Here is a 22,949-nt window from a genome sequence, read left to right as displayed (position 1 = left end):
ACGGCATAGTCGTGCATGACTATATATCACAGTGCTTACAACATATTGCAGAGCAACCAAACAACCTTGAACCGCTGTTACCCTGGAATATTCAGCGCGGCTAGGTGTCGTTAGCTATACCCTTACGGCTTGCTGGTCGATAACTATTTACAAACATGTCTAGATGAACTTGCTAAGAAGCCTGAAAACCTTACTCATCTGTTACCTTGGAACTTCAAACAAGGCTAGATGCCTTTCCCCAGACGCTTACGACAGTGAGCAGATGAAAAGCTGGTCAACCGAAGAGGTATTACAACGTTGGCATCAATTATTCAAAGGGACCTTATTAACTCAAACATATTCGAACAAACAACCGCTTGATAAGTTTCAATTAGCCATTATTGGCAATACAAAAGCGACTAGCTTATTAGGTTGATAAACTTGCATAAACAATAAGGTATTTATATCTGGTTTAGTTCTAACAGTAATTTATCGGGTGATATGTTACGTTTTAGTTTTGAGATCTTGCTAAGCTTTTAAATATCAAATTCGATTGCCAGTACTCATTTTATATTTGCTCTTGTAGCTGTTGCACTAAATGTAATCCGATGATTGATTTATTTACTATACTCAATGAGTCATTCAATAATGAGTAAAGGCAAATGCTTACTCATTATTAGTTTAAATCCAAAGCAACATAAGGGGGCATAACTTGTATTTATAGATAGTCTGTAATGGAATTTAGCGACTTACTTCTAATGGTAAAGTCACTAAAGATTTTTAAACATATTGTTTAATAAACCAGGAGAACAACATGAAAAAATTTACCACGTTTATAGGTCTCTGCATTATTTTAGTGTCGTTTATCATCACAACATCGTATGCAAATGATCAGATAACGGATAAACAAATATATCAGTTAATGGATAAGTCAGGGGTAACCCAGTCAATTGAAGGACTACCGCTACAGTTGCAAGCGATGGGACAGCAAATGGCTTTAACGGCTAAAAACCCAGTTGAACATGAAAGATTTATGCAAGTGTTTGTATCGTCATTCAATCCTGATGTGATGCTTAAAAAAATGACTGAAAACATAAGGAAAAATGTTTCATTAGCTGAACTACAGGCGATTCTTTCATGGTTGGATAGTGATCTTGCTTCTCGCGTTGTAAGTGCTGAACTTCAATCTACCGATCCAAAGTTCCAGCAAAATTTAATGCTTTATATGGCTGAGTTACAATCAACCCCGCCATCTCCCGAGAGAACAAAAGTAATTATTCATTATGTTGAGTCATCAGAAATAGTCGAACAAGGGATGAATTTGATGATGACAATGTTAGAAAATATGTTTGAAGCTTTGAAAGTCACCCAACCAGAAAATGTTGAGCTTGCTACGCAGCTCGATGCTCAATTAGAACAAATGGCTGTCAATATAAAACCTGCTATGGAACAGCAAATGGTTTTAACATCATATTTTATTTATCGTGACATCAGTAATGAAGATTTAAATGAGTATAGTCACTTTTATAAGCAAGCTACCGGGAAAAAGTATTTGTCGCTAATGGTCGGTGCTATTGGCGATGGGATGAGTGAGTGGGGTATATCACTTATTCATCAGATATCTAAAGAGAAAAGCTAGAATTTTAAGGTTATGGATATTTATTCACCCATATTAGCCTAGCAAGGTGCTTTAAATAAAGGTACAGAAACGAAATTTCTTATAGCTATTGATGAGAAAATTTCGTTACTGCTATTAATAATAAAGTCTGTTTAACAACGTTAAACAGACTTTAATAAACCGACTATGATTAGACAAATACTGCTAATTATCTTGGCACTACAATCAGTTTTACGCTATAAAACTGTTAATTACTTGCTAACTTTTGCATTAAATAAGTATGTTGCAGTGCGATTCGCTTAGCGGTTTCTTTAAGATTGGCAGCAGCAGAATGGCCACCATCAATGTTTTCATAATATAAAAATTTATGTCCTTGATCTTCCATGCGCTTCGCCACTTTTCGAGCATGTCCAGGATGAACACGATCATCCTTAGTCGAGGTTATAAAGAAGACTTCTGGGTAATCTACGCCAGGGTCAATATTATGATAAGGTGAAATACTGCGCAAAAACTTTCCTTCAATTTCATTTTCAGGATCGCCATATTCGCCCATCCATGAGGCACCGGCTAACAGGGTATGATAGCGCATCATATCAAGCAGGGGCACAGCACATATAACTGCATTAAATAAATCAGGACGTTGAGTAAACATCACCCCCATTAACAAGCCGCCATTTGAGCCACCTTCGATACCTAAATGCTCAGGAGAGGTTATTTTTTTGGCGATTAAATCTTCAGCGACAGCAATAAAATCATCATAAATACGTTGGCGATTGGTTTTTAAACCAGCCTGATGCCATTTAGGTCCATATTCGCCACCGCCTCTAATATTGGCTAGGACATAGACACCACCTCTTTCTAACCATAACTTTCCGCGAGTCGCTGAATAACTTGGGTTTAGAGAAACTTCAAAGCCGCCATAGCCATACAAAAGGGTTGGGTTTTTACCGTCTAACGTTGTGTTCTTGTGTCTAACCACAAAGTAGGGGACTTGAGTACCGTCGGTTGAAGAAACAAAAAATTGTTCACTGATCATGCTTGCAGCATCAAACCAGCTAGGTAAAGATTTCGCTTTAGCTTTTTTACCTGTTGCGGTGTTGTAAGTATAAAGTGTGTCAGGATCAAGGAAGCTCTCTGCTGAAATAAAAGCAATTTCTTCTTTACTGTTGGTACTGCCAATTGAGACGGAACCATTAGATGGAAAGTCTAATTTTTTAGCGGTCCATTTATTGTCATGCCAATCAAATTGATAAGCAGAGCCAGTTACATCATGGTAGATGCTCATCAGTACTTTCGACTTTGTCACACCAAAGTTACCAATTGAAGATTTTTCATCAGGACTAAAAACAAGGTTAATAAGGTCAATTTTGCCATCTTTGATAAAATTATCAATGTTAAAGCTGACTAAGTCGCCTAGTTTGAAGCCACGCCAGTCTTCGTTTAATTTGACAATCATTTGCCCTTTAAACTCACCACTTAAATTGGATTTTTTAGGTATAGGTAATTTTATTTTTTCACTGATGCTGCCATCACTTTTACGTGGAAACCAATAATACTCGGTGTCATAAAAGGTTAATGCACGGGTAGTAATGATTTCGCGGCGGCCATCACTTAGCTCTGTTACGCCACCCCAATAGCCGACATCTGTTTGTTTGCCACGGTCAATTTCAACGGCACTCGATAACGGAGTACCGCGTTGCCATAGTTTCGAAACCATCGGATAACCAGACGTTGTCATGGTGTTTTCACCAAAATCCACGCCGATAATCAAAGTGTTCTTGTCAAGCCAATCTATACTGCCTTTGCTTTCTTGGGTGATAAAACCATCGGTTACAAAAGTTTGTGTTTTGGTATTAAACTCACGTTGAATAACGGCATCTTTACCGCCATCAGAAAGGCTGACCATGCAAATTTCATAATCAGGGGAAAGGCAGTTATTGCCTTTGTAGACCCAGTTTTTATTTTCACTTTTTGACAGCGCGTCAAAGTCTAAAACAGTTTGCCAAACCGGAGTGTCAGAAAGGTAACTACTCATGGTTGATTTTCTCCATATCCCCCTTTCATGTTGTTCATCTTGCCAAAAATTATGCACTTCTCCATTTCGATAAGACGCGTATGGAATTTTGTCTTTGCTGTTAACAATTTCCAATACTTCGCTATTCATTTTTTCAAATAAAGGGTCTGCCATTAAGCGGTCGAGGGTGCGGGTATTCCAGCTTTTTACTTCAGTTAATGCTTGTTCACCGAGAACTTCTTCAAGATATAGATGATCTTGGTCAGTTTTTCCTAAGATGTCATAGCTAATAGTTTTATCAGGGTTTTCCACTTTCATTACTGGGGCCTTATTAGGTTCTTTATCATTTTGGCAAGCGGTGAGTGAAAGTGCTGCGCATAATAAGAGTGTTTTCTTGGGGTGATTCAATACAGACATAGTTCCCTTCTGGTCAGATTGTGCTTAATTTACATCAATATAAACAGAGTTCGGCTTTACATACAAGTTGCAGCGGAAATAATTGATTTAGCGTGTTTTAGTGATTATTTATTACACCATTAGGATAACAAAAAAGTCTAATAGCAAGAGTACTAATATACTATACAGACCATTCCATTGAAGGCCCATTTGAGTCGGAGATATTCGAGTAATTTTGGCGTTAATTCGAACCGAGGTAGTAGAAGGTGAACTACCTGCAACGACAGCCCAAGTCACCATCATCACCAAGGCAAGGGTAACGGGCATATTTTCGACACTGGGTAATTGAGATAAAGCGCCAGCCATTAAAGTCACTGAAATCATTGGGCTGATAAATAACAGCGCCGCAATAAAAATTATCCATGAAGCCGCAATTAATATCAGTGCTGCAGATATATCTAAAAGATCTAACTGATGAGCAAACCAGTCAAGATCAACCACAGTGAGTAGTAAGCGTCCGATGAGCACTGAGCTAGTAAAGAAAACGATTTCTGAACGCTGTAGCGCTAATCTAAAAAAAATGTCGGTGCTAAAGCGCTTTACAGTGAGCTGCAAGGCGTTTAATTTATTATTTTTGCGTTGATACTGGCTAAAAATCCAAGCAACACTGACCAATGGCGCACTGACTAATACGGCAGCAATGGGGCGCAGAGAGGTGCTTAACATCAATGCGCCAGCAACGAGTGCTAAGGTTATTACCACCATTAAAATTGGATAACTGACCTTCAAGTCAGCCAAATTATTCGACATTGTCGGTACAAGATGGCCAAGATTCTTAGGTGCTTGAACTTTATCCAGCCAAATTCCGAATAAAAGTAGTGCAAAGGTCAGGTATAAGCCGTAGGGAATAATATCTATCCACTGCAAGTTAGGAATGGTGGTAACTAATAGAGTGATAGTGATTGAGGTTGGCGCCCACAGGGGTACACTACAAAATCCGCGTAATACTGCTAGCATCATACGGCGCTGTCTTGCATTAATGATACGGGCATCAACAATGTCTTTATTATCATCTAAACTTCGTTGGATCATAGTGCCAAGTAAATTAATAGCGCCAACACTCATCAGTATCCCCAATATATGACTAGCAAAGGTCAGTAGTGCATATCGCCTAACAGGTTGTTGTTGCAGGAGCATAAGACCGGTTAAATTGACTGAATTTGAGGTCATAGCGGCTTCTTTTAAAAGACCGAGGGCAATTAAAAAAAAGGCAAAGAAAGCAACGCCACGCGATAATATATTTAATTGTAATAGTGATATCTGTGAAAATAACAACAAGAGAAGTGTCAGGTTAATCGCAACCAATACTATGACTTTGCTGGTTAAATCTAAATTTTTCCATTCGAGTAAAATAAATAATACTAAGAAAAACAAGGCTAACATGGCCGTTGGCTGATAACCGGACCATTCAGTGATTAGTGTTGCAATAAAAATAATGACTAAGCAAAGTGGCGATAACCAAGCAAAATATTTTGTCATTTTGCATACTCGACAATAGCTATTCTTGAGCCAGATTTATGCGAGAACCGTTTAATTTTATTCATTAGTGGCTTTATTTTGTCGAGTATTAAATTATGAGCTTTGGGTATTAAAAATAACATATCACACGGTACCGCTTGGCGGAATCTAATTCTATTTATTTCTGTAGTAAGGTTTGTAAACTTGAGTGGTTAATCATTAAAAATCATTAGGTATATACTCTTAATAGCCGTTTAAGCTCGTTTGTATTATCTAGCAATTATCCTCTTTTACTGAGATTAGTGCCAGTTGTTAAAAGTGAAATGATCCAATTAGGGAAAATTAAAGCGATATGTTCGACTCTTTATTATTGAAGAGTAATTAAGGCTATGTAATTACTTAGTTAATTCTATTTTAGTGTCTTTTAAATTGTCTTTTAAATAACTCTTGCAAAATACAGTTCCGCATTGCAGAATGTGTGAGCTACATTACTATTGGGTTACAGTCGTAGTAATAATAAATAATGACAACGAGTATTAGAGTGAGCGTTAAATGTCTAAACCAAACGAATTAGAGTTACTGGCAGATTTAGAAAAAATAAGCTACCAAGAGCGATATCAGTGTAAAACTACCTATGATGTGTTTTGCCATGCCCAAGATGGATATCCTACAAATATAGCAATTGCCGAGCATTTAACCGCTACTCGAGATGAAGTTGCTAAAGAATTAACGTTTACCCATTTAGTAAAAAAAATTAATCAAACAGCCAACCTTTACAAAACCTTTGGTGTTGAGCGCAATGACGTTGTCTCCATTCTTCTGCCTAATTTAACTGAAAATCATCTTAGTTTATGGGCTGCTCAAGCTGTGGGTATTGCCAATCCGATTAATTATCTTTTGCAAGTTGATCACATTGTTGAAATATTAAATGAAGTAAAATCAAAAATATTAGTCACTGTATCCCTTGATGGGACGACTGAATTAGGCAAAAAAGTACATGAAATTATTGCACGAGTACCATCGCTTGAACAGTTACTTGTGCTCGACAGCCGTCATGGTGAGGGGAGTAATGAACAGGTTACTGTTACAGACTTTAATCTTGCGATAGCCGGACAATCAAGTGAACGATTGGCGCGATCTTCTCAACCAAAAGGTGATGATATTGCGATGTACTTTCATACCGGAGGCACAACGGGCCGTCCTAAAGTCGCTAAGCTATCTCATGATAATATTAGCTTTGTTGTACAAGTTTATGCCGGTTTTAATGCCTATCATGGTAACTCTGCGGTATTAAACGCCTTACCCTTATTTCATGTTTTTGGTGTTATTGCCGCCAGTTTAGCGATGTTTTGTGCTGGTCGCACGGTCGTTATTATGACCCCCGAAGGATTTAGAAACCCTAATACAGTTAAAAACTGGTGGTATTTTGTTCATAAATATCAAGTGTGCTGGTTCCCGACAGTACCGACTATCATTTCTGTTCTACTGCAGCAACCCGATGAGGAACTCGACCTTAGTTGTTTTAAACATGCGGCTTGCGGATCTGCACCTTTACCTATTGAGCTAAAATTATCTTTTCAGCGCCGCTTTAATTGTAATGTCACCAATGGTTACGGTATGACTGAATCATCTTGCGTGGTTGCTAGGGTATTACCCGGATATGACGTTGAAGGCGTTTCAGTGGGTAATGGTATACCTTATAGTCGAGTGATTGCCGCTGAAGTTATTGATAATAAAATTAGTCGTGTTTGTAACGCCAATGAACCCGGCATTATTCTGGTTAAAGGGCCTAATATCTTTCAAGGCTATTTGAACGAGAGTGATAATGAAGGGGCATGGGTTGACGATGAATGGTTTAATACCGGAGACCTAGGTTTGATAAATGACCTAGGACATATTCAATTGACTGGCCGCGCAAAAGATTTAATTATTCGCGGTGGACATAATATTGATCCCCAGATCATTGAAGATGCCTTAATGGCACATGCGGGAGTTCTTCAATCCGTGGCTATTGGGCAACCCGATGCCCATTCAGGAGAGATACCGGTTGCCTATGTGGTGGTAAAAGATCCCCAGCAAACGACAGCCGTTGAATTATTACTCCATTGCCAAACGTATATTAACGAAAGAGCCGCCATTCCAAAGCGTATCGACATACTCGACAGTTTTCCGCTCACCGCGGTGGGTAAAGTGTTTAAACCTTTATTACGTAATAAAGCGACCGAATTTAGCGTCAATGCTTTATTAAAAAGCCATCATATCACTGGCCACGTTAGCGCAGAATTTGATCCAGAAAAAGGACAAGTCGTTCATATTCAATTAGCAAATATCCAAGACAAAGAGAAAGTGGCGACGCTATTAATCGCCTTTCCTGTATTGGTTAATTATACAACTTTATAAATTAGGAAAAACTATGAAAGATGCGTATATATACGATGGGGCAAGAACCGCCTTTGGACGTCATGGCGGAATTTTATCCTCTGTTCGACCCGATGATATGCTTGCCCACCTTATAAAAACTTTAGTACAACGTAACGACTTTGACTTAAGCCTTTATGAAGATGTTATTGCTGGTAGTACCAATCAAGCAGGCGAAGACAGCCGTAATGTTGCGCGTTTTGCTGGGCTATTAGCGGGTTTACCAATTGAAACGGGTGGTTTAACCGTTAACCGTTTATGCGGTTCAAGTTTATCAGCTGCGTTAGATGCCGCTCGCTGTGTAAAAGCCAATGAAGGTGATTTATTTGTCGCTTGTGGTGTTGAATCTATGAGTCGTGCGCCTTTCGTTTTGGCTAAAGCAAGCTCAGCCTTTGCTCGTCAGCAAGAAATGTTTGACACCACTATGGGGGCTCGTTTTACTAATCCTGAGATTATTAAAGCCTATGGCGGTCATTCTATGCCAGAAACAGCTGATAACATTGCCAGTGATTTAGAGATTAGTCGAACAGACTGTGATGAATTTGCTGCCAGCTCTCAAGCTAAATATCAAGCGGCAAAAGTAGCGGGCTATTTCGATGATGAAATTATCGCCATAGAAGTGTCACAAGGCCGCAAGCTACCGCCACTTTCTGTTGTAGCTGATGAACATCCACGTCCATCATCAACGGCCGAGGCTTTGGGTAAATTAAGACCATTATTTGACGGCGTCGTTACCGCAGGTAATGCTTCAGGCATTAACGATGGCGCATCAGCAATGATTATTGGTAGCAAAGAAGTTGGGGAAAAAGCCGGCATCAAACCGCGTGGCAGAATTATAGCGGGCGCTATTGCCGGTGTACCACCACGTGTTATGGGTTTAGGACCAGTACCAGCATCACAAAAAGCCTTAGCGCGAGCAGGTTTAACGCTCGCGGATATGGATGTTTTAGAATTTAATGAAGCTTTTGCTGTTCAAGCACTCGGTTGCATGAAGCAATTAGGTATCGCTTTTGATGACCCTCGTGTTAATCAAAATGGTGGTGCGATTGCCATAGGTCATCCTTTGGGCGCTAGTGGTACGCGTATTATGATGACGGCATTACGCCAATTAGAAAAAACGGGTGGACGTTATGCGTTAGCAACCATGTGTATTGGTATTGGCCAAGGTATCGCTGTCGTTATTGAACGCGTTTAATTTCTCAAAGTAAGGAATGAATTTATGTCAGTTGTTAGTTATCAACTAGAAGGCGACATTGGTATTATACGGTTAAATAACCCGCCAGTTAACGCGCTTTCTCATGCATTACGTCTTGGTATTCAAGATGCTGTAGCTCAAGCACAAAACGATGCTTCTTTAGCCTTAGTGTTAATTTGTCAAGGCCGTACGTTTATTGCGGGGGCAGACATTTCAGAATTTGGTAAAGCCCCGATGTTGCCTTCATTACCAGGCTTGCTTGATATTATTGAAGCGTCAACAAAACCTATTATTGCCGCAATTCATGGTACGGCACTTGGTGGTGGTTTAGAAACAGCATTGGCTTGTCACTATCGTTGTGCCTTATCTAGCGCTAAGGTAGGTTTACCTGAAGTTAAATTAGGCCTATTACCTGGCGCGGGTGGCACCCAAAGAGTACCTCGATTAGCCGGTGTCAAAGCGGCAGTTGATTTAATCACCACAGGCACGCCTATTTCGGCAACTAAAGCGCTAAATATCGGTTTAATTGATAAAATGTTAGAAGGTGATTTACTCAGTGGAGCACTTGATTTTGCAAAAGAAGTTATTGCTCAGGGTGCGGTACTTAAAAAAGTCAGTGATATAGACGTAGATAAAACCGGCATTTCAGCTGACTTCTTTACTGAGTGTCGAGCTCATTTGAGTAAACGTTTTCGTCAACAACAAGCCCCACAACGTATTGTTGAGTGTATTGAAGCATCGATAAGTAAGTCTTTTGAAGAAGGTCTTAAAGTAGAACGGCGTCTTTTTGTTGAATGCATGCAATCAACACAGTCAGCAGCTTTGCGTCATTTGTTTTTTGCCGAACGCCTGTCATCAAAAATTAAAGGATTAGCCAAAGATACCCCGCTTAAAGATATTAAACGTGTCGGTATTATTGGCGGCGGTACTATGGGTGGCGGCATAGCAATGAATTTTGTTAATGTCGGTATCCCCGTCACTTTATTAGAAATTAACGACCAAGCATTGCAACGCGGTAAAGATATCATCGCTAAAAATTACGCGACGACGGTCAAAAAAGGCAAGTTGACCACAGCACTTGCTGTTCAACGCCAAGCACTGATCACAGGGACAACTGATTATAACGATCTCGCTGATATGGATTTGGTGATTGAAGCGGTTTTTGAAAATCTAGCGATCAAAAAACAAGTCTTTGCCAAGCTTGATAGTGTCTGTAAACCCGGCGCTATTTTAGCCAGTAACACCTCTTATCAAGACGTTAATTTAATTGCTGAGTCAACTTCTCGTCCCCAAGATGTCATTGGTCTACATTTTTTTAGCCCAGCAAATGTCATGAAGTTACTCGAGATAGTTCGAGGTGACAAAACCTCTGAGCAAGTATTAGCTACGTCGATGGTTATGGCTAAAACGATTAAAAAAATTCCAGCATTATCTCGTGTTTGTTATGGTTTTATTGGCAATCGGATGTTGCGTCAATATGCCCGTGAAGCACAATTGTGCTTGCTAGAAGGCTCAACCCCCGAAGCAATAGACACCGTAATGCAAAACTTTGGTATGGCAATGGGGCCCTTAGCGGTAGGTGATTTAGCCGGTATAGATATTGGCTACAAAGCGCGAGAAGGTTTAACTGATGTAGAAAAAGGCGATGTTAGAACCTATTGTATTGCCGATGCTTTATATGAAATGGGCCGGTTAGGTCAAAAAACTGGAGCAGGATATTACCGATACGATGCACAAACCCGACAACGCATAGCCGACCCAATAGTTCTTGAAGTGATTGAAGCACAAGCCAAGCAAAGAGGAGTTGAGCGCAAAGCGATTAATGACGATACGATATTAGCGCGTTTAACTTTTGCTTTGATCAACGAAGGTTTTAAAATACTCGAAGAAGGTATTGCCCAACGTGCCAGTGATATCGATGTGGTTTATGCCTTTGGTTACGGATTTCCTGCTTTTCGAGGCGGTCCAATGTTCTATGCTGAGAGCCTAGGTTTAGAAAAAATATATCAAACGATCTGTCAATTTGGCGAAACTTACGGTGAAGAATTTTGGCAACCTGCATCACTGTTAAAGCAACTTGTTGCAGAAGGAAAAACCTTAACCGAGTGGACTAATCGTTAAGACAGTTATCAAATGTGCTATGTCGGTTTACCGGCATAGCACATTGTTCTAATTACATCAGCTTTATTTTAGGGGAACAAGATGTCAATTCCAAAAACGTTAGAAAATAAATTATCCTTACCTGTTATTAGCGCCCCAATGTTTATCATTTCAGGACCAGAACTGGTTATAGCAGAATGTAAAGCGGGTATCGTTGGCTCTTTTCCTGCACTGAACGCGCGGCCACAACCTTTATTGGCAGAGTGGCTAACCACTATTAATAATGAATTAGCTGCGTATCAGCTGGCTAACCCTAATGCCATCGTTGCCCCGTATGCGGTTAACTTAATTGTTCATAAGAGTAACGACCGTTTAGAAGCTGATGTAAACACCTGTATTGAATATAAAGTACCGGTGATTATTACCAGTTTACGCGCGTTAGACCCTAGCTTAGTGCAACGTATTCAGGCTTATGGCGGCATTATTTTTCACGATATTATTAATATTCGCCATGCTGAAAAAGCCATAGAAGCGGGTGTTGATGGTTTAGTTTTAGTGTGTGCTGGCGCAGGAGGTCATGCAGGTACGTTAAGCCCTTTTGCTTTAGTGAGTGAAATAAAACAATTCTTTGATGGTCCTATTGCCTTATCGGGCGCTATTGCTAATGGCGCTGCTATTTTGTCAGCGCAAGCCTTAGGCGCTGATTTTGCTTATATTGGTACGGCTTTTATCGCTACTAAAGAAGCCAACGCAGAGCAAGAATATAAACAAATGTTAGTTGAGCATAGCGCAAAAGATATTATTTATAGTTCTTTATTTACCGGCGTGCATGGCAATTATCTCAAACCCAGTATTATTAATGCTGGCTTAAATCCTGATGAATTAGAAGAAGGTGATAAAAATAAAATGAAATTTGGCTCATCAGGGGGCAGTAAAACTAAAGCTTGGAAAGACATTTGGGGTGCAGGTCAAGGTTTAGGCAGTATTACCGAAATTACAACGGTCGAGACAATCGTTGCACGCTTTAAAACAGAATATGATTTGGCGCTATCGCGTTTAAACAGTCTAAATCATCAGTAATTAGCACGAACAAGAGGGACTTTTCAGATGAATGAACAACAAGATATCTTAATTCATAAAGAGCATGGGGTTTTACAGATAGGGATTAATCGACCAGCGAAAAAAAATGCCTTAACCAGTGTAATGTATGCTGCTATGGCTAAAGCATTGCAAGAGAGTGTTGCTGACGAAACCATTAATGTGGTGCTGATACACGGTACTCAAGCAGCCTTTTCAGCGGGTAATGATTTAAACGATTTTAATAATCGTGACGTTAATAAGCCATCACCGGCAGCGATTTTGTTAGATGAATTACATCATTACCCTAAACCCATTGTTGGCGCTGTATCTGGCTTTGCCATAGGTATAGGGGTCACCATGTTGCTGCACTTTGATTTGGTCTATGCCTCTGAAACTTATTTTAAAATGCCTTTTGTTGATTTAGGGGTTTGTCCTGAAGGGGGGTCAAGCTTGCTTATTCCTCAGTTAGCGGGCCATCGCAAAGCGGCTGAAATTTTAATGCTCGGTGATGCTTTTAATACAGCAACGGCAATCAGTCTTGGCATAGTTAATCAACAAATAGCCAAATTGGACGTATTTGACTTTGCTTTAAGTAAAGCGAAGGCCTTAGCATTGAAACCCCAGAATGCTCTGAGAACCACTAAAAAAATGCTCAAAGCTACTCAGCAGACACTGGTTGGTGATGTTATAAAAAATGAGTTAGTGATTTTTGCTGCGTTACTTAACAGTGACGAATCTATCGTCGCAAGAACAAAGAAATAAGGGGTTTTACATGAAACCTTGGGCAAATAAACCCATGCCAGCCTTTAATAACCATTTAGGTTTTGTGGTGGAAGAATGGCGAGAAAAGCATATTAAAATTAGCGCTTTGCTTAAACCAGAGCATCTCAATCGTTCAGGGATCCCACACGGTGGCTTTATTTCGGCCTTATTAGATGCCGCCACGGCATTATCGGGTGCCCATAGTGACGACCCACTTGATTATAAAAAAGCATTAACTTTATCTCTGAACATAAATTACTTAGGGCAAGCGCAGTCCAACAAGCTTTATGCGATTGGCAAAGTGACCGCGTCGGGGCGAAATATTTATTATGGCTCTGCTGAAGTGTTCGACTCTTTTGACAACCTTATTGCTTCTGGGCAAGGCGTTTTTCGCTGGAGAAAAGAGTCTACTGATGCTACCCGATAAAAAGCCATTAACAAGTTAACGACAGACCAGGAGCAAGCCTTGAAAGATCAATTACATCATTACCCTCATCAACTAAAACATCCTGTTAGATGGGGTGATATCGATATGTTAGGACATGTTAATAACACTAATTATTTTCGCTATTGTGAAGAAGGTCGAGTTCATTTTTTTACCGATAGCGAAATTAGAGGCGTTGCTGGACAGGAAAAGCTTGGCTTCGTTGTTGCTTATATTGATTGTAAGTTTAAGTTCCCGGTGACTTATCCCGATAATCTTATCATAGCGACAAAAGTTGAAAAAATAAGTGACGACAGATTTACCTTAAGTCAAATTATCTACAGTGAAAACCATCAAAAAATAGCGGCTAAAAGTGAAAGTATTATCGTCTCATTTAGCCATGAACGACAAAGTAAGATAAATTTGCCAAGCAGGGCGTTAACCCTGTTAGCAAATGAATTAGCCCGCGCGGGTTAATAAATTTAAAGCGACAACAACGACAATTTTGTCTGATAACTCATCGAGGAGAAGTAAATTTAATGAAAGTACTGGTGCCAATAAAACGTGTCATTGACTATAACGTCAAAGTTCGCGTTAAATCTGATAACTCAAATGTTGATTTAGCTAATGTTAAAATGGCGATCAACCCCTTTTGTGAAATTGCCGTAGAGGAGGCCGTACGTCTTAAAGAAGCAGGAACAGCAAGCGAAGTTATTGTTATTTCAGTCGGTAATAAAAGCTGCCAAGAACAATTGCGTACAGCACTGGCCCTTGGCGCCGATCGTGCGATACAAATTGATACGGATCAACAAGTCGATGCGTTAAATATTGCCAAGTTATTACAAAAAATTGTTGCAGAAGAACAGCCTCAATTGGTCATCTTAGGTAAACAATCTATCGACAGCGATAATAATCAAACCGGGCAAATGCTGGCCGCATTGACAGGTTTTTCCCAAGGCACGTTTGCCTCTGAAGTTAAAGTTGATGGCGACTTTGTTAAGGTAACCCGTGAGGTAGACAGCGGCTTACAGACCGTTTCGTTAACTTTACCAGCGATTGTTACTACTGATTTACGTTTAAATGAACCTCGTTATGCCTCTTTGCCCAATATCATGAAAGCAAAACGTAAACCCTTACTTGTAAGATCGGCGAGTGATTTTGATGTTGATTTAACGCCGCGTACTCAGTTAATAAAGGTTGTACCACCGAGCGAACGTCAAGCCGGGATCCTTGTTGATTCTGTAGATGAATTAGTTGAAAAGTTAAGAAATGAAGCAAAGGTGATCTCATGAGCATTTTAGTTTACGCAGAGCACGATAACAGTGAATTAAAAGCTGATACCCTAAAAACAGTTGCAGCAGCGCAACAAATTGGTGGTGATATCACGTTATTAGTTGCTGGTTATCAGTGCCAAGGGGTTGCAGAGCAAGCCGCAAAAATTAATGGTGTCAGTAAAGTTATTGTCGCTGACAATAACGTATATCAACATCAACTTGCTGAAAATATTGGTTTGTTAGTTACTGAGCTCGCTGGCGATTATGACGTTGTTATGGCCACAGCATTGACGACAGGCAAAAACTTTATGCCACGCGTTGCTGCATTACTAGATGTCGCTCAAATTTCAGATATTGTTGCTATAGAAAGTGCTGATACGTTTGTGCGTCCTATTTATGCCGGTAATGCTATTGCAACCGTAAAAAGTTTAGATGCTAAAAAAGTGATCACCGTTCGTTCAACAGGTTTTGATGCCGTCGAAACTGATGGATGTGCAGAAATTATTAGCCTAGCACAGGTTTTCGATGCGGGTATTTCAAGTCATGTCAGTGATGAAATTACGGTTTCAGAGCGTCCTGATTTAGGCGCAGCACGGGTTGTTATTTCAGGTGGCCGTGGTATGCAAAACGGTGATAACTTCAAGTTATTATATGGTATTGCTGATAAGTTAGGTGCGGCGATTGGCGCATCACGCGCTGCGGTCGACGCTGGCTTCGTGCCTAATGACATGCAAGTCGGGCAAACCGGTAAAATTGTCGCGCCAGACTTATACATTGCCGTGGGTATATCGGGTGCAATTCAACATCTTGCTGGCATGAAAGACTCGAAAGTTATCGTCGCGATCAACAAAGACCCAGAAGCGCCAATTTTCCAAGTGGCAGACTATGGTATTGTCGCTGACCTGTTTGAGGCTTTACCTGAATTAGAAAAGGCTTTGTAAGCCATGATATCCCCCCTCATTCTTGAAGGGGGTAGTTTGACGATGATAAACGATTAATGAGCAATTTAAGCCGTCTTAAAAATTACAATCACCGGCAGTAATTTATGCCCTGTTACTAAAATATGCGTATGCATTAGCAATTATATGACAAAATAGTTTTATGTTATTGACCTAACTTCTTGCGGTTAATCTGCAAGTTTTATCCTTAAAGCTCTGTATAATCTTTATTTTTATTGAAAATAATGAGATTATAATAGCCATAATCAGAAAACGTATTGGCAGCGATATCAAGTCAGTACGCCTAGTGTGATAAATAATTGAGTAGCTCAACATGAATACGCTGACCGGTATGCCAAGAGAAGAAAATGGGGAAGTCGATCGTAAGTTTGTCGAAGCCCTTGCCCGTGGATTAGATATATTACGGGCATTTAACCCAGGAGACGGATTTCTGGGTAATCAGGAGATCGCGCAACGTACCGGATTGCCAAAATCAAGTATATCTCGCTTAACTTATACGTTAACAACATTAGGTTACCTAACTTACTCTAAGCGCTTAGAAAAATATCAGCTTGGGGCTGGAGTATTGGCTTTGGGTTATGCCTTTGTTTCTAATCTAGCGATACGTCAAGTGGCGAACCCGCTAATGAAAGAGCTATCCATTGAAACCGGTACCTCAATAGGCCTCGCAGACCGAGACCGATTAGATATGATTTATGTTGACCATTGCGCGCCAAAAGATATTGTTACCTTTAAAAAAGATATTGGCGATAAAATCCCTATGGCAACCACAGCAGCAGGGCGAGCTTATTTAGTGGCGTTATCAGAAGAAGAGCGTGATTTCTTTTTACGCCATTTTAAAGACAAATTGGGTGACAAGTTTGATGCCGTTAAAGCCGGCATTGATGAAGCGGTGCAAAGCTATAAAGAGTATGGCTACTGTTATTCTTGGGGTGACTGGGAGCGTGATACGCATGCCATTGCCGTGCCTTTAAAGCTAACGCAAGGGCAAATATATGTCTTTAATGCTGGCGGACCTGCTTTTCGATTGTCGAAAGAGTTTTTGAGTGCAGAAGTCGCCCCACAGTTAAAAAGTATGGTACGTAATATCGAAGCAACCTTAATTCGCTTCTAGCATTTATTTGCTGTTGATTATTACCGATTTTTTAGTGTTAAAAGGCCTTTGTTTATAGCAAAGGCCTTTTTGCCTTAACCAGGGAACGAATTTAGTCGAGCCAGTGATAAATTAACAATAGCGGCGCTAGTTAATGCTAAATAAAAAGCTTATATGCTGAATAAATAATGCACTTGTGAGCTTTTGTTGTTTATACCGCTATATATAACAGCTAGACTGCCGTCATTAATTACTTAACGATAGAATTTATGGGCTATTTATTTGCAGTTACTCTGCTTTGGGCATTTTCATTTAGTTTAATTGGTGTTTATTTGGCAGGGCAGGTTGATGCATGGTTTAGTGTACTAATGCGTATCGCGCTCGCTACCTTAGTCTTTTTACCTTTTTTGAACTTAACACAAACACCAAAGCCCTTAGCACTAAAGCTTATGATGATAGGCGCTGTACAACTCGGCATCATGTATAGCTTTTATTATCATTCCTTTTTATATTTATCTGTACCGGAAGTCTTATTGTTTACCGTAATGACGCCTATTTATATCACGCTATTAAATGATGCCCTTGAAAAACACTTTAACCCTAAATTTTTTCTAACTGCCGTTATCGCCGTCGGTGGCGCGGTAGCTATCCGCTATGAAAGTATTAACAGCAATTTTTGGACCGGCTTCCTGCTCGTCCAAGCCGCCAACATTTGTTTTGCAACCGGACAAGTGACTTACAAACGCTTAATGGCTAATAGCAAGTTAGATGATAAAACTGTCTTTGGCTGGTTTTTTATTGGTGCATTAATCGTTGCTGTTGTCTGCTATGCCTTATTCGGCAATTCAGATAAGTTACCCAGTACAGCAACGCAATGGGGGGTACTTATTTATTTAGGCATCGTAGCGTCGGGTTTAGGCTACTTTGGCTGGAATAAAGGTGCTACCTTAGTTAATGTCGGTGCATTAGCCGTGATGAATAATTTACTGATCCCAGCCGGTATTATTGTGAACGTACTTATCTGGAACAGAGATGCCGACCTAGTGAAGTTAAGCATTGGCGCGGGCATTATTTTAGCCGCATTATTATTCAACCAGATAAATAATAGACAATAGTATTTATCAACGCCGTACTTGCTATTCGCTTGAAAGTGAGACGTTATTAAAAAGGGCAATCACTAAATTTAGTTGTTTGAAACAACCAATAGTGCTTTATATCGTCTTACTGTTTCTTTCATATTGATAAAAGATGATAAAAATTAGCCCTCATTTTACGATGATAGCCGACAATGGTTAGCCACTTGCGGTGATGTTAACTAAGGAATATATGCATAGTTTTTCATGGGTCTACGACCAAGCCAGCATTGATTGGCAGGAGTTATCAAGGTTATATCGTATTGCGCCTTTAGGTAATAAGGCCGCAGACGATCTTAATATCGTCTTTTCAAACAGTAAATTTAAGTGCTTCGTTTATAAAAAGCAAAAACTTATTGGTGTAGGGCGAGCTTTAGCTGACGGACTTGATTGCTCATATATATGTGATGTTGCCATTCATCCTGAATATCAGGGCATGGGGTTAGGGCGTAAAATTATTAATCAATTAGTTGAGTTATCTTTCGGTCATAAAAAAATAATATTGTATGCTAATCCGGGTAAAGAAGGCTTTTATAAAAAGCTTGGCTTTAAACAAATGAATACGGCGATGGCTATTTTTAGCAATGAACAACAGGCAATAGACGTTGGCTTACTAAGTTCAACATAAAGTAAATCAAGATAAATAAATAAAGACCATTACAAACGCCTTGTGCCTTGCATAAGTCGTTAACCATTTTTAGTCTGTTATATCGATGTCTTAGTGATGTGAAACCTGAACGCAAGCAGCAATATTTTAAGGTGTGAACAGCGAACATAAGCTTTGCAGCTAAAATGTTCGCTTTCGTCGTTGATGCTTTGGCTACATCATCAGGTTGGGTAAGAGTAACGACAGTATTGGGAAGGCAATAATCGCTGCCAATACCAGAACATCCATGATAAGAAAGCGCGTTACGCCAACAAAAATATCATAAACCGCTACCGAAGGTTTAGTCACACTGGCGATAACAAAAACGTTTAATCCGACAGGTGGAGTGATTAAACTTATTTCAAGTAACTTTATTACCACCACGCCAAACCAAATTAAATCTAAACCATAACCTTCCACCATCGGAATTAAGAATGGCAGGGTAAGTACCATAATACCCAAAGGGTCGAGAAACATTCCCAATAGGAAGTAGACAGCAGCGATCATTATCAACAATAACCATAACGAAACATCTGCCGCCTCAATAAGTCCTACCAGAGCAGGTGCCATACCCGTTAAAGCAACAAAGCCAACAAAAATTTTGGCGCCAGCGGCAATAAAAAAGATAGCCGTCGTCTGCGTACATGTTTCTTTAATTGAGAGTATAAACTGCGACCAATTAAGTCTTTTTTGTAGAGAACCAATAATAATGACTGAAAATGCGCTTATCGCGGCAGCCTCAGTTGCGGTGAAAAAGCCGCCGTAAATTCCACCAATGATAATAGTGAACAGCAACAGTGCCGGCCAACAGCTTATAGCGGCTTTTCGTCGTTCACCCTTAGCAAGGATAGTATTATCTACCGGCGCATCTTCAGGGTTACGTTTTACCCAAAGGTAAATGACCACTAAAAAACCCGCTAAAGAGATTAATCCTGGAATGACACCTGCTAAAAATAACCGGCTGACTGACATTTCGGTAAATATACCGTAAACAATAAATAAAACACTCGGTGGGATCAGCGAGCCTAGTGTGCCACCAACGGCGACGGTGGAAGTCGCCAGCCTTTTATCGTAACCCATACGTAGCATCTCAGGCACACATATTTTACCCATAGCCGACGCACAGGCGATACTTGAACCGGTAATAGCAGAGAAACCACCACAACCAAAAACAGAAGCCATAGCAACACCACCGGGTAAACGCTTTAAGCAAACCCGTGCGGCATGATAGATATCTGTAGTAATGCCGGTATGGTAGGCGATATGACCTAATAAAACGAACAAGGGGATCATACTTAGATCATAAGAATGAACTAAGTCAAAGGCGTTTGAAGACACCATCGACAGCGTTGGTGCTATAGCGCTGTCAATGTCAAAACCGCCGTGTCGCATGGCAAAAAATAAAAATATAAATGTCGTTGAAACACCTGCCAAACTAAAAGCAATGGGTACACGAACGATCAGTAACAGCAACGTACAGGCAAACCCGACGAGCCCAAGAATCAATGGATCCACAGTTTAACCCTCTTCAATTGTATCGTGCTTTGCGTTTGTTCGCTGCACGAGATACTTAGTATCACCACAGACAGCCGCTCGAATATCCGTAACAAAAATTATTGATAAACGAACAACAAATAATGCCGCACCAATAAAAAAAGCAAATCTTCCCGGCCATTCTGGTAGGTCTAATTCGCTAAAGAAATAGGCGCCGCTAGTGGCCGCGTGAAAGAATCCCTGCCATGACGATACGGCAAGCGGCATTAATATCAACAGGCTGATAAGTGAGCCAATCGCAAGCAGCCATAATTTGGCGTGACTGCCTAATCTTTTAAATAAAAACTCTATGGTGATATGGCTATAATCAGCGGTAACATAAGCCAAAGGAAGAAATACTGCCCCAACCATAAGCTCCCGGACAATAACGACATCATCGGTAATTCCCCAACCAAAAAGGTTACGTGTTACCACTGTTAGGGTGATCATTAAGCCCAGTGCTACAATGCACAGGCCTGCTATAATCAATGCCCCTTGTTCAAATTTTTTCAGCATAATAAGCACCTCAAAGTAAGTAAATTAACGTGTCCAAGGGTAGCCTTGTCGATCTCTTTCTTGGCTATATTTAGTCAGGAATTTTTTGTATTTTTCAATCATACCCTTGCCATCGAGGTCACTTTTTATCGCTTCTCGTTGCCATTTTATAATGTGAGACTGGCTGGCTGCGTGCAATTTTTTTGAGTCAGCAGGCGAAAGACTGATCATTTCCATATGATGGCCATCTATGCCTTGGGTCAATAGTTGCTCAGCTTTATTGTCAGATATTATGACATTTTTCCCAAGGTGATTTAAAAAGTCGACAGCTACTTCGTCTAGCACTTTTCGCTGTGACGGGCTCAATTTCATCAACGAATTTTGATTGATAAAGATGCCCAAACCGGTGTAAATCCCCCAATTGAGCTTGGTTAAACTGTCGGCGGCTTCATGTTGCTTAAGTGCAATGGTAGCGTCCATATAACCCTGACTACAGTCAAGTAAGCCATTTCCCAGCCCTTGGTAAGCTTTATAAATGCTCATACTGACTAAATTTGCGCCCAAGTCACCGAAGATTTTACCAAAGGTACCGACACCACGGATTTTTTTACCTTGTAAGTCATCAAGAGAGCGAACAGCATCACCTTTGCAAATCAAGATAACGCTGGAAAGCATGTAAGAAGTGACAAAGGCTAAATTTTGTTTGGCTAAGTTATCAGAGACTTCAGCTGATTTCATATGGTCATAACTTGCTTTTAAGCCAACCCAGGGATCTAGGTTTTCAAAGGGCAAGTTAGTTAATGAGAAAGAAACCATTTCTTTTGGAAAGTAATCTTGAATAATGGTGCCCATATCTACTACACCTGCAGCAATAGATTGGCGAGAGGCATTTGCCTTAAACAGCGCACCACCCCACATAATATCAATTTTTAAATCACCGCCAGAACGTTTTTCAACTTCTTGTGCAAACCATTTTGTGGCGCCAGCACGTGCGCCCCTATTGGGTCCTGGCTCACCATAGGTGAGCACGGTTGCTGCGTCAGCGGGTAGAGCACTCAACAAAGCAGTTGTTAATGTTGCTGCTTTAAAAAACTGGTTAATTATCTTCATTTATGATCCTGATAAGAAGTCTAACGTTTCGCTTGGCGGAACTTGTGGGCCACCAATGGCATTACTGTACAATAACCAACATAGCGCTGCAAGTAGAAAAAAGTGCTTTATAAATTAATTTAAAAAGCTTTTAGAAAGTGTCGTGTTGAAGTGTTATGGCACAAACATCAACACGAAGGGAGTGAGTACCGGCATAAGCCTTTCTGTGTGCATTAAGATATTGCCAAAGAATAATACTTAATTACTTGGTTCGAGAGTCGAGGTTAAATAAGTCATAAAAGCTTTACTGGCTTTCGACAGGTAATGGTTTTTTTTCCAGGCCAAACTCAATTTAAAGGCGAGTTTGGGTTCAAACGGAATTGATGTTATCTGCTGTTCATTTTGCAAAATACGCGATAAACAGGTAGTGATGCCAACTTCATTGCGAACCAATGACTTTTGCAGTTCAATAAGATTTGTTTCCATACGTATGTCTAATGATAAGTTATGCGCTTTTGCATATTGGCTAACCACTTCACGTAAAAAATAACCTTGATGAAACAACACCAGCGGCTCTTGACAAAATTGTGCCAATGACAAGGTTTCTGCTTTCGCTAGTGGGTGTGAAATTGCCATAGCAGCAACAATTTCCTCATCAATAAGCTCGGTATAACGCAGTTGTTGATTCTCTAAATCACCACGGATCAAGGCTAAGTCGAGTTCGCCATTTATTAACATTTTCTCAAGTGCCGCTGTACCTTGATCAATCAAGTGTATTTTTATTTTTGGATACTTTTGCTTAAATGCCGTCAATACTTTGGGAAAGTAATAAGAGCCCATCATAGCGGAAACACCAAAACGAACGGTACCTCGTTCTAAATCTTTAAGTTCTTCTAACTCTAATTCAACTTGTTTTGCTTGGCTTAATAATTGTGTTGCCAGTTTATAGAGCACTTCACCTTCAGTGGTTAATAATGAGTTTTTATCGGTACGATTAATTAGCTTTAATCCAACTTCTTGTTCTAGCTTTTGAATAGCTATACTCAATGCTGGCTGAGCAATACCTATTTTATCTGCAGCCCGGGTAAAATTGCCTAATACGGCTAATTGACAAAAATATGCTAAACGCTTTAAATTCATATTAAGACCAGTGATAAATAAAAGTTATGGTAACTATAATAACTATATATTATATTTATTATTATTTTAAGGATAGAGTTAAT

The 22,949-nt window shown here is 40.0% G+C and carries 20 protein-coding genes; 14 read left to right on the top strand and 6 right to left on the bottom strand.

Annotated elements, in window-relative coordinates:
• Positions 1–262 precede the first annotated feature (262 nt).
• Positions 263–415 (top strand): hypothetical protein, encoded by a 153-nt coding sequence (locus tag ESZ26_RS08405; protein ID WP_223271585.1) that lies wholly within the window; start codon positions 263–265, stop codon positions 413–415.
• A gap of 378 nt (positions 416–793) precedes the next feature.
• Positions 794–1,618 carry a DUF2059 domain-containing protein gene (locus ESZ26_RS08400; RefSeq protein WP_146799295.1) on the top strand — a complete coding sequence of 275 codons (825 nt, stop codon included), beginning with the start codon at positions 794–796 and terminating at the stop codon, positions 1,616–1,618.
• A 226-nt stretch (positions 1,619–1,844) separates the two neighbouring features.
• Here ESZ26_RS08400 and ESZ26_RS08395 read toward each other — a convergent pair whose 3' ends face one another.
• Positions 1,845–4,028, bottom strand: a complete 2,184-nt coding sequence (locus tag ESZ26_RS08395; protein ID WP_146799294.1) for a prolyl oligopeptidase family serine peptidase — start codon at positions 4,026–4,028, stop codon at positions 1,845–1,847.
• Positions 4,029–4,139: 111 nt separating this feature from the next.
• Positions 4,140–5,546 carry a hypothetical protein gene (locus ESZ26_RS08390; RefSeq protein ID WP_146799293.1) on the bottom strand — a complete coding sequence of 469 codons (1,407 nt, stop codon included), beginning with the start codon at positions 5,544–5,546 and terminating at the stop codon, positions 4,140–4,142.
• A 531-nt stretch (positions 5,547–6,077) separates the two neighbouring features.
• On the opposite strand from ESZ26_RS08390, the gene ESZ26_RS08385 reads away from it, so the two are divergent.
• The 12 genes from ESZ26_RS08385 (at position 6,078) to ESZ26_RS08330 (ending at position 18,591) form a co-directional block, all read left to right on the top strand.
• On the top strand, positions 6,078–7,925 hold the full coding sequence (locus ESZ26_RS08385) for an AMP-binding protein (RefSeq protein WP_146799292.1): 1,848 nt from the start codon (positions 6,078–6,080) through the stop codon (positions 7,923–7,925).
• Between the two features lie 13 nt (positions 7,926–7,938).
• Positions 7,939–9,138 (top strand): 3-oxoadipyl-CoA thiolase, encoded by a 1,200-nt coding sequence (locus ESZ26_RS08380; protein ID WP_146799291.1) that lies wholly within the window; start codon positions 7,939–7,941, stop codon positions 9,136–9,138.
• 24 nt (positions 9,139–9,162) lie between these two features.
• Positions 9,163–11,259 (top strand): 3-hydroxyacyl-CoA dehydrogenase NAD-binding domain-containing protein, encoded by a 2,097-nt coding sequence (locus ESZ26_RS08375; RefSeq protein WP_146799290.1) that lies wholly within the window; start codon positions 9,163–9,165, stop codon positions 11,257–11,259.
• Positions 11,260–11,340: 81 nt separating this feature from the next.
• On the top strand, positions 11,341–12,318 hold the full coding sequence (locus ESZ26_RS08370) for an NAD(P)H-dependent flavin oxidoreductase (RefSeq protein WP_146799289.1): 978 nt from the start codon (positions 11,341–11,343) through the stop codon (positions 12,316–12,318).
• A 27-nt stretch (positions 12,319–12,345) separates the two neighbouring features.
• Positions 12,346–13,080 carry an enoyl-CoA hydratase-related protein gene (locus tag ESZ26_RS08365; RefSeq protein ID WP_146799288.1) on the top strand — a complete coding sequence of 245 codons (735 nt, stop codon included), beginning with the start codon at positions 12,346–12,348 and terminating at the stop codon, positions 13,078–13,080.
• Between the two features lie 10 nt (positions 13,081–13,090).
• Positions 13,091–13,507 carry a PaaI family thioesterase gene (locus ESZ26_RS08360; protein WP_146799287.1) on the top strand — a complete coding sequence of 139 codons (417 nt, stop codon included), beginning with the start codon at positions 13,091–13,093 and terminating at the stop codon, positions 13,505–13,507.
• Positions 13,508–13,546: 39 nt separating this feature from the next.
• Positions 13,547–13,981 carry an acyl-CoA thioesterase gene (locus ESZ26_RS08355; RefSeq protein ID WP_170246338.1) on the top strand — a complete coding sequence of 145 codons (435 nt, stop codon included), beginning with the start codon at positions 13,547–13,549 and terminating at the stop codon, positions 13,979–13,981.
• A 62-nt stretch (positions 13,982–14,043) separates the two neighbouring features.
• Positions 14,044–14,796, top strand: coding sequence for an electron transfer flavoprotein subunit beta/FixA family protein (locus ESZ26_RS08350; RefSeq protein ID WP_146799285.1), 753 nt, complete (start codon positions 14,044–14,046; stop codon positions 14,794–14,796).
• Positions 14,793–15,719, top strand: coding sequence for an electron transfer flavoprotein subunit alpha/FixB family protein (locus ESZ26_RS08345; RefSeq protein WP_146799284.1), 927 nt, complete (start codon positions 14,793–14,795; stop codon positions 15,717–15,719). Before ESZ26_RS08350 ends, ESZ26_RS08345 begins: the two co-directional genes overlap by 4 nt.
• A gap of 331 nt (positions 15,720–16,050) precedes the next feature.
• Complete coding sequence (locus ESZ26_RS08340; RefSeq protein ID WP_146799283.1) at positions 16,051–16,851, top strand: IclR family transcriptional regulator; 801 nt, start codon at positions 16,051–16,053, stop codon at positions 16,849–16,851.
• Between the two features lie 248 nt (positions 16,852–17,099).
• Entirely contained in the window at positions 17,100–17,945 is an 846-nt protein-coding gene (locus tag ESZ26_RS08335) for a carboxylate/amino acid/amine transporter (protein ID WP_146799282.1), read from the top strand.
• A gap of 211 nt (positions 17,946–18,156) precedes the next feature.
• Positions 18,157–18,591 (top strand): GNAT family N-acetyltransferase, encoded by a 435-nt coding sequence (locus ESZ26_RS08330; protein WP_146799281.1) that lies wholly within the window; start codon positions 18,157–18,159, stop codon positions 18,589–18,591.
• 192 nt (positions 18,592–18,783) lie between these two features.
• Here ESZ26_RS08330 and ESZ26_RS08325 read toward each other — a convergent pair whose 3' ends face one another.
• The 4 genes from ESZ26_RS08325 to ESZ26_RS08310 form a co-directional block, all read right to left on the bottom strand.
• Positions 18,784–20,124 (bottom strand): TRAP transporter large permease, encoded by a 1,341-nt coding sequence (locus tag ESZ26_RS08325; protein WP_146799280.1) that lies wholly within the window; start codon positions 20,122–20,124, stop codon positions 18,784–18,786.
• Positions 20,125–20,127: 3 nt separating this feature from the next.
• Positions 20,128–20,658, bottom strand: a complete 531-nt coding sequence (locus ESZ26_RS08320; protein WP_146799279.1) for a TRAP transporter small permease — start codon at positions 20,656–20,658, stop codon at positions 20,128–20,130.
• A gap of 24 nt (positions 20,659–20,682) precedes the next feature.
• Entirely contained in the window at positions 20,683–21,747 is a 1,065-nt protein-coding gene (locus ESZ26_RS08315; protein WP_223271584.1) for a C4-dicarboxylate TRAP transporter substrate-binding protein, read from the bottom strand.
• 237 nt (positions 21,748–21,984) lie between these two features.
• On the bottom strand, positions 21,985–22,866 hold the full coding sequence (locus ESZ26_RS08310) for a LysR family transcriptional regulator (protein WP_146799278.1): 882 nt from the start codon (positions 22,864–22,866) through the stop codon (positions 21,985–21,987).
• Between the last annotated feature and the right edge of the window lie 83 nt (positions 22,867–22,949).

This window comes from Colwellia hornerae (genome assembly GCF_007954355.1).
Classification (GTDB): domain Bacteria; phylum Pseudomonadota; class Gammaproteobacteria; order Enterobacterales; family Alteromonadaceae; genus Colwellia_A; species Colwellia_A hornerae.
Note: the sequence above shows the minus strand (reverse complement) of the source record. Positions and strands in the feature narration are given on the sequence as shown.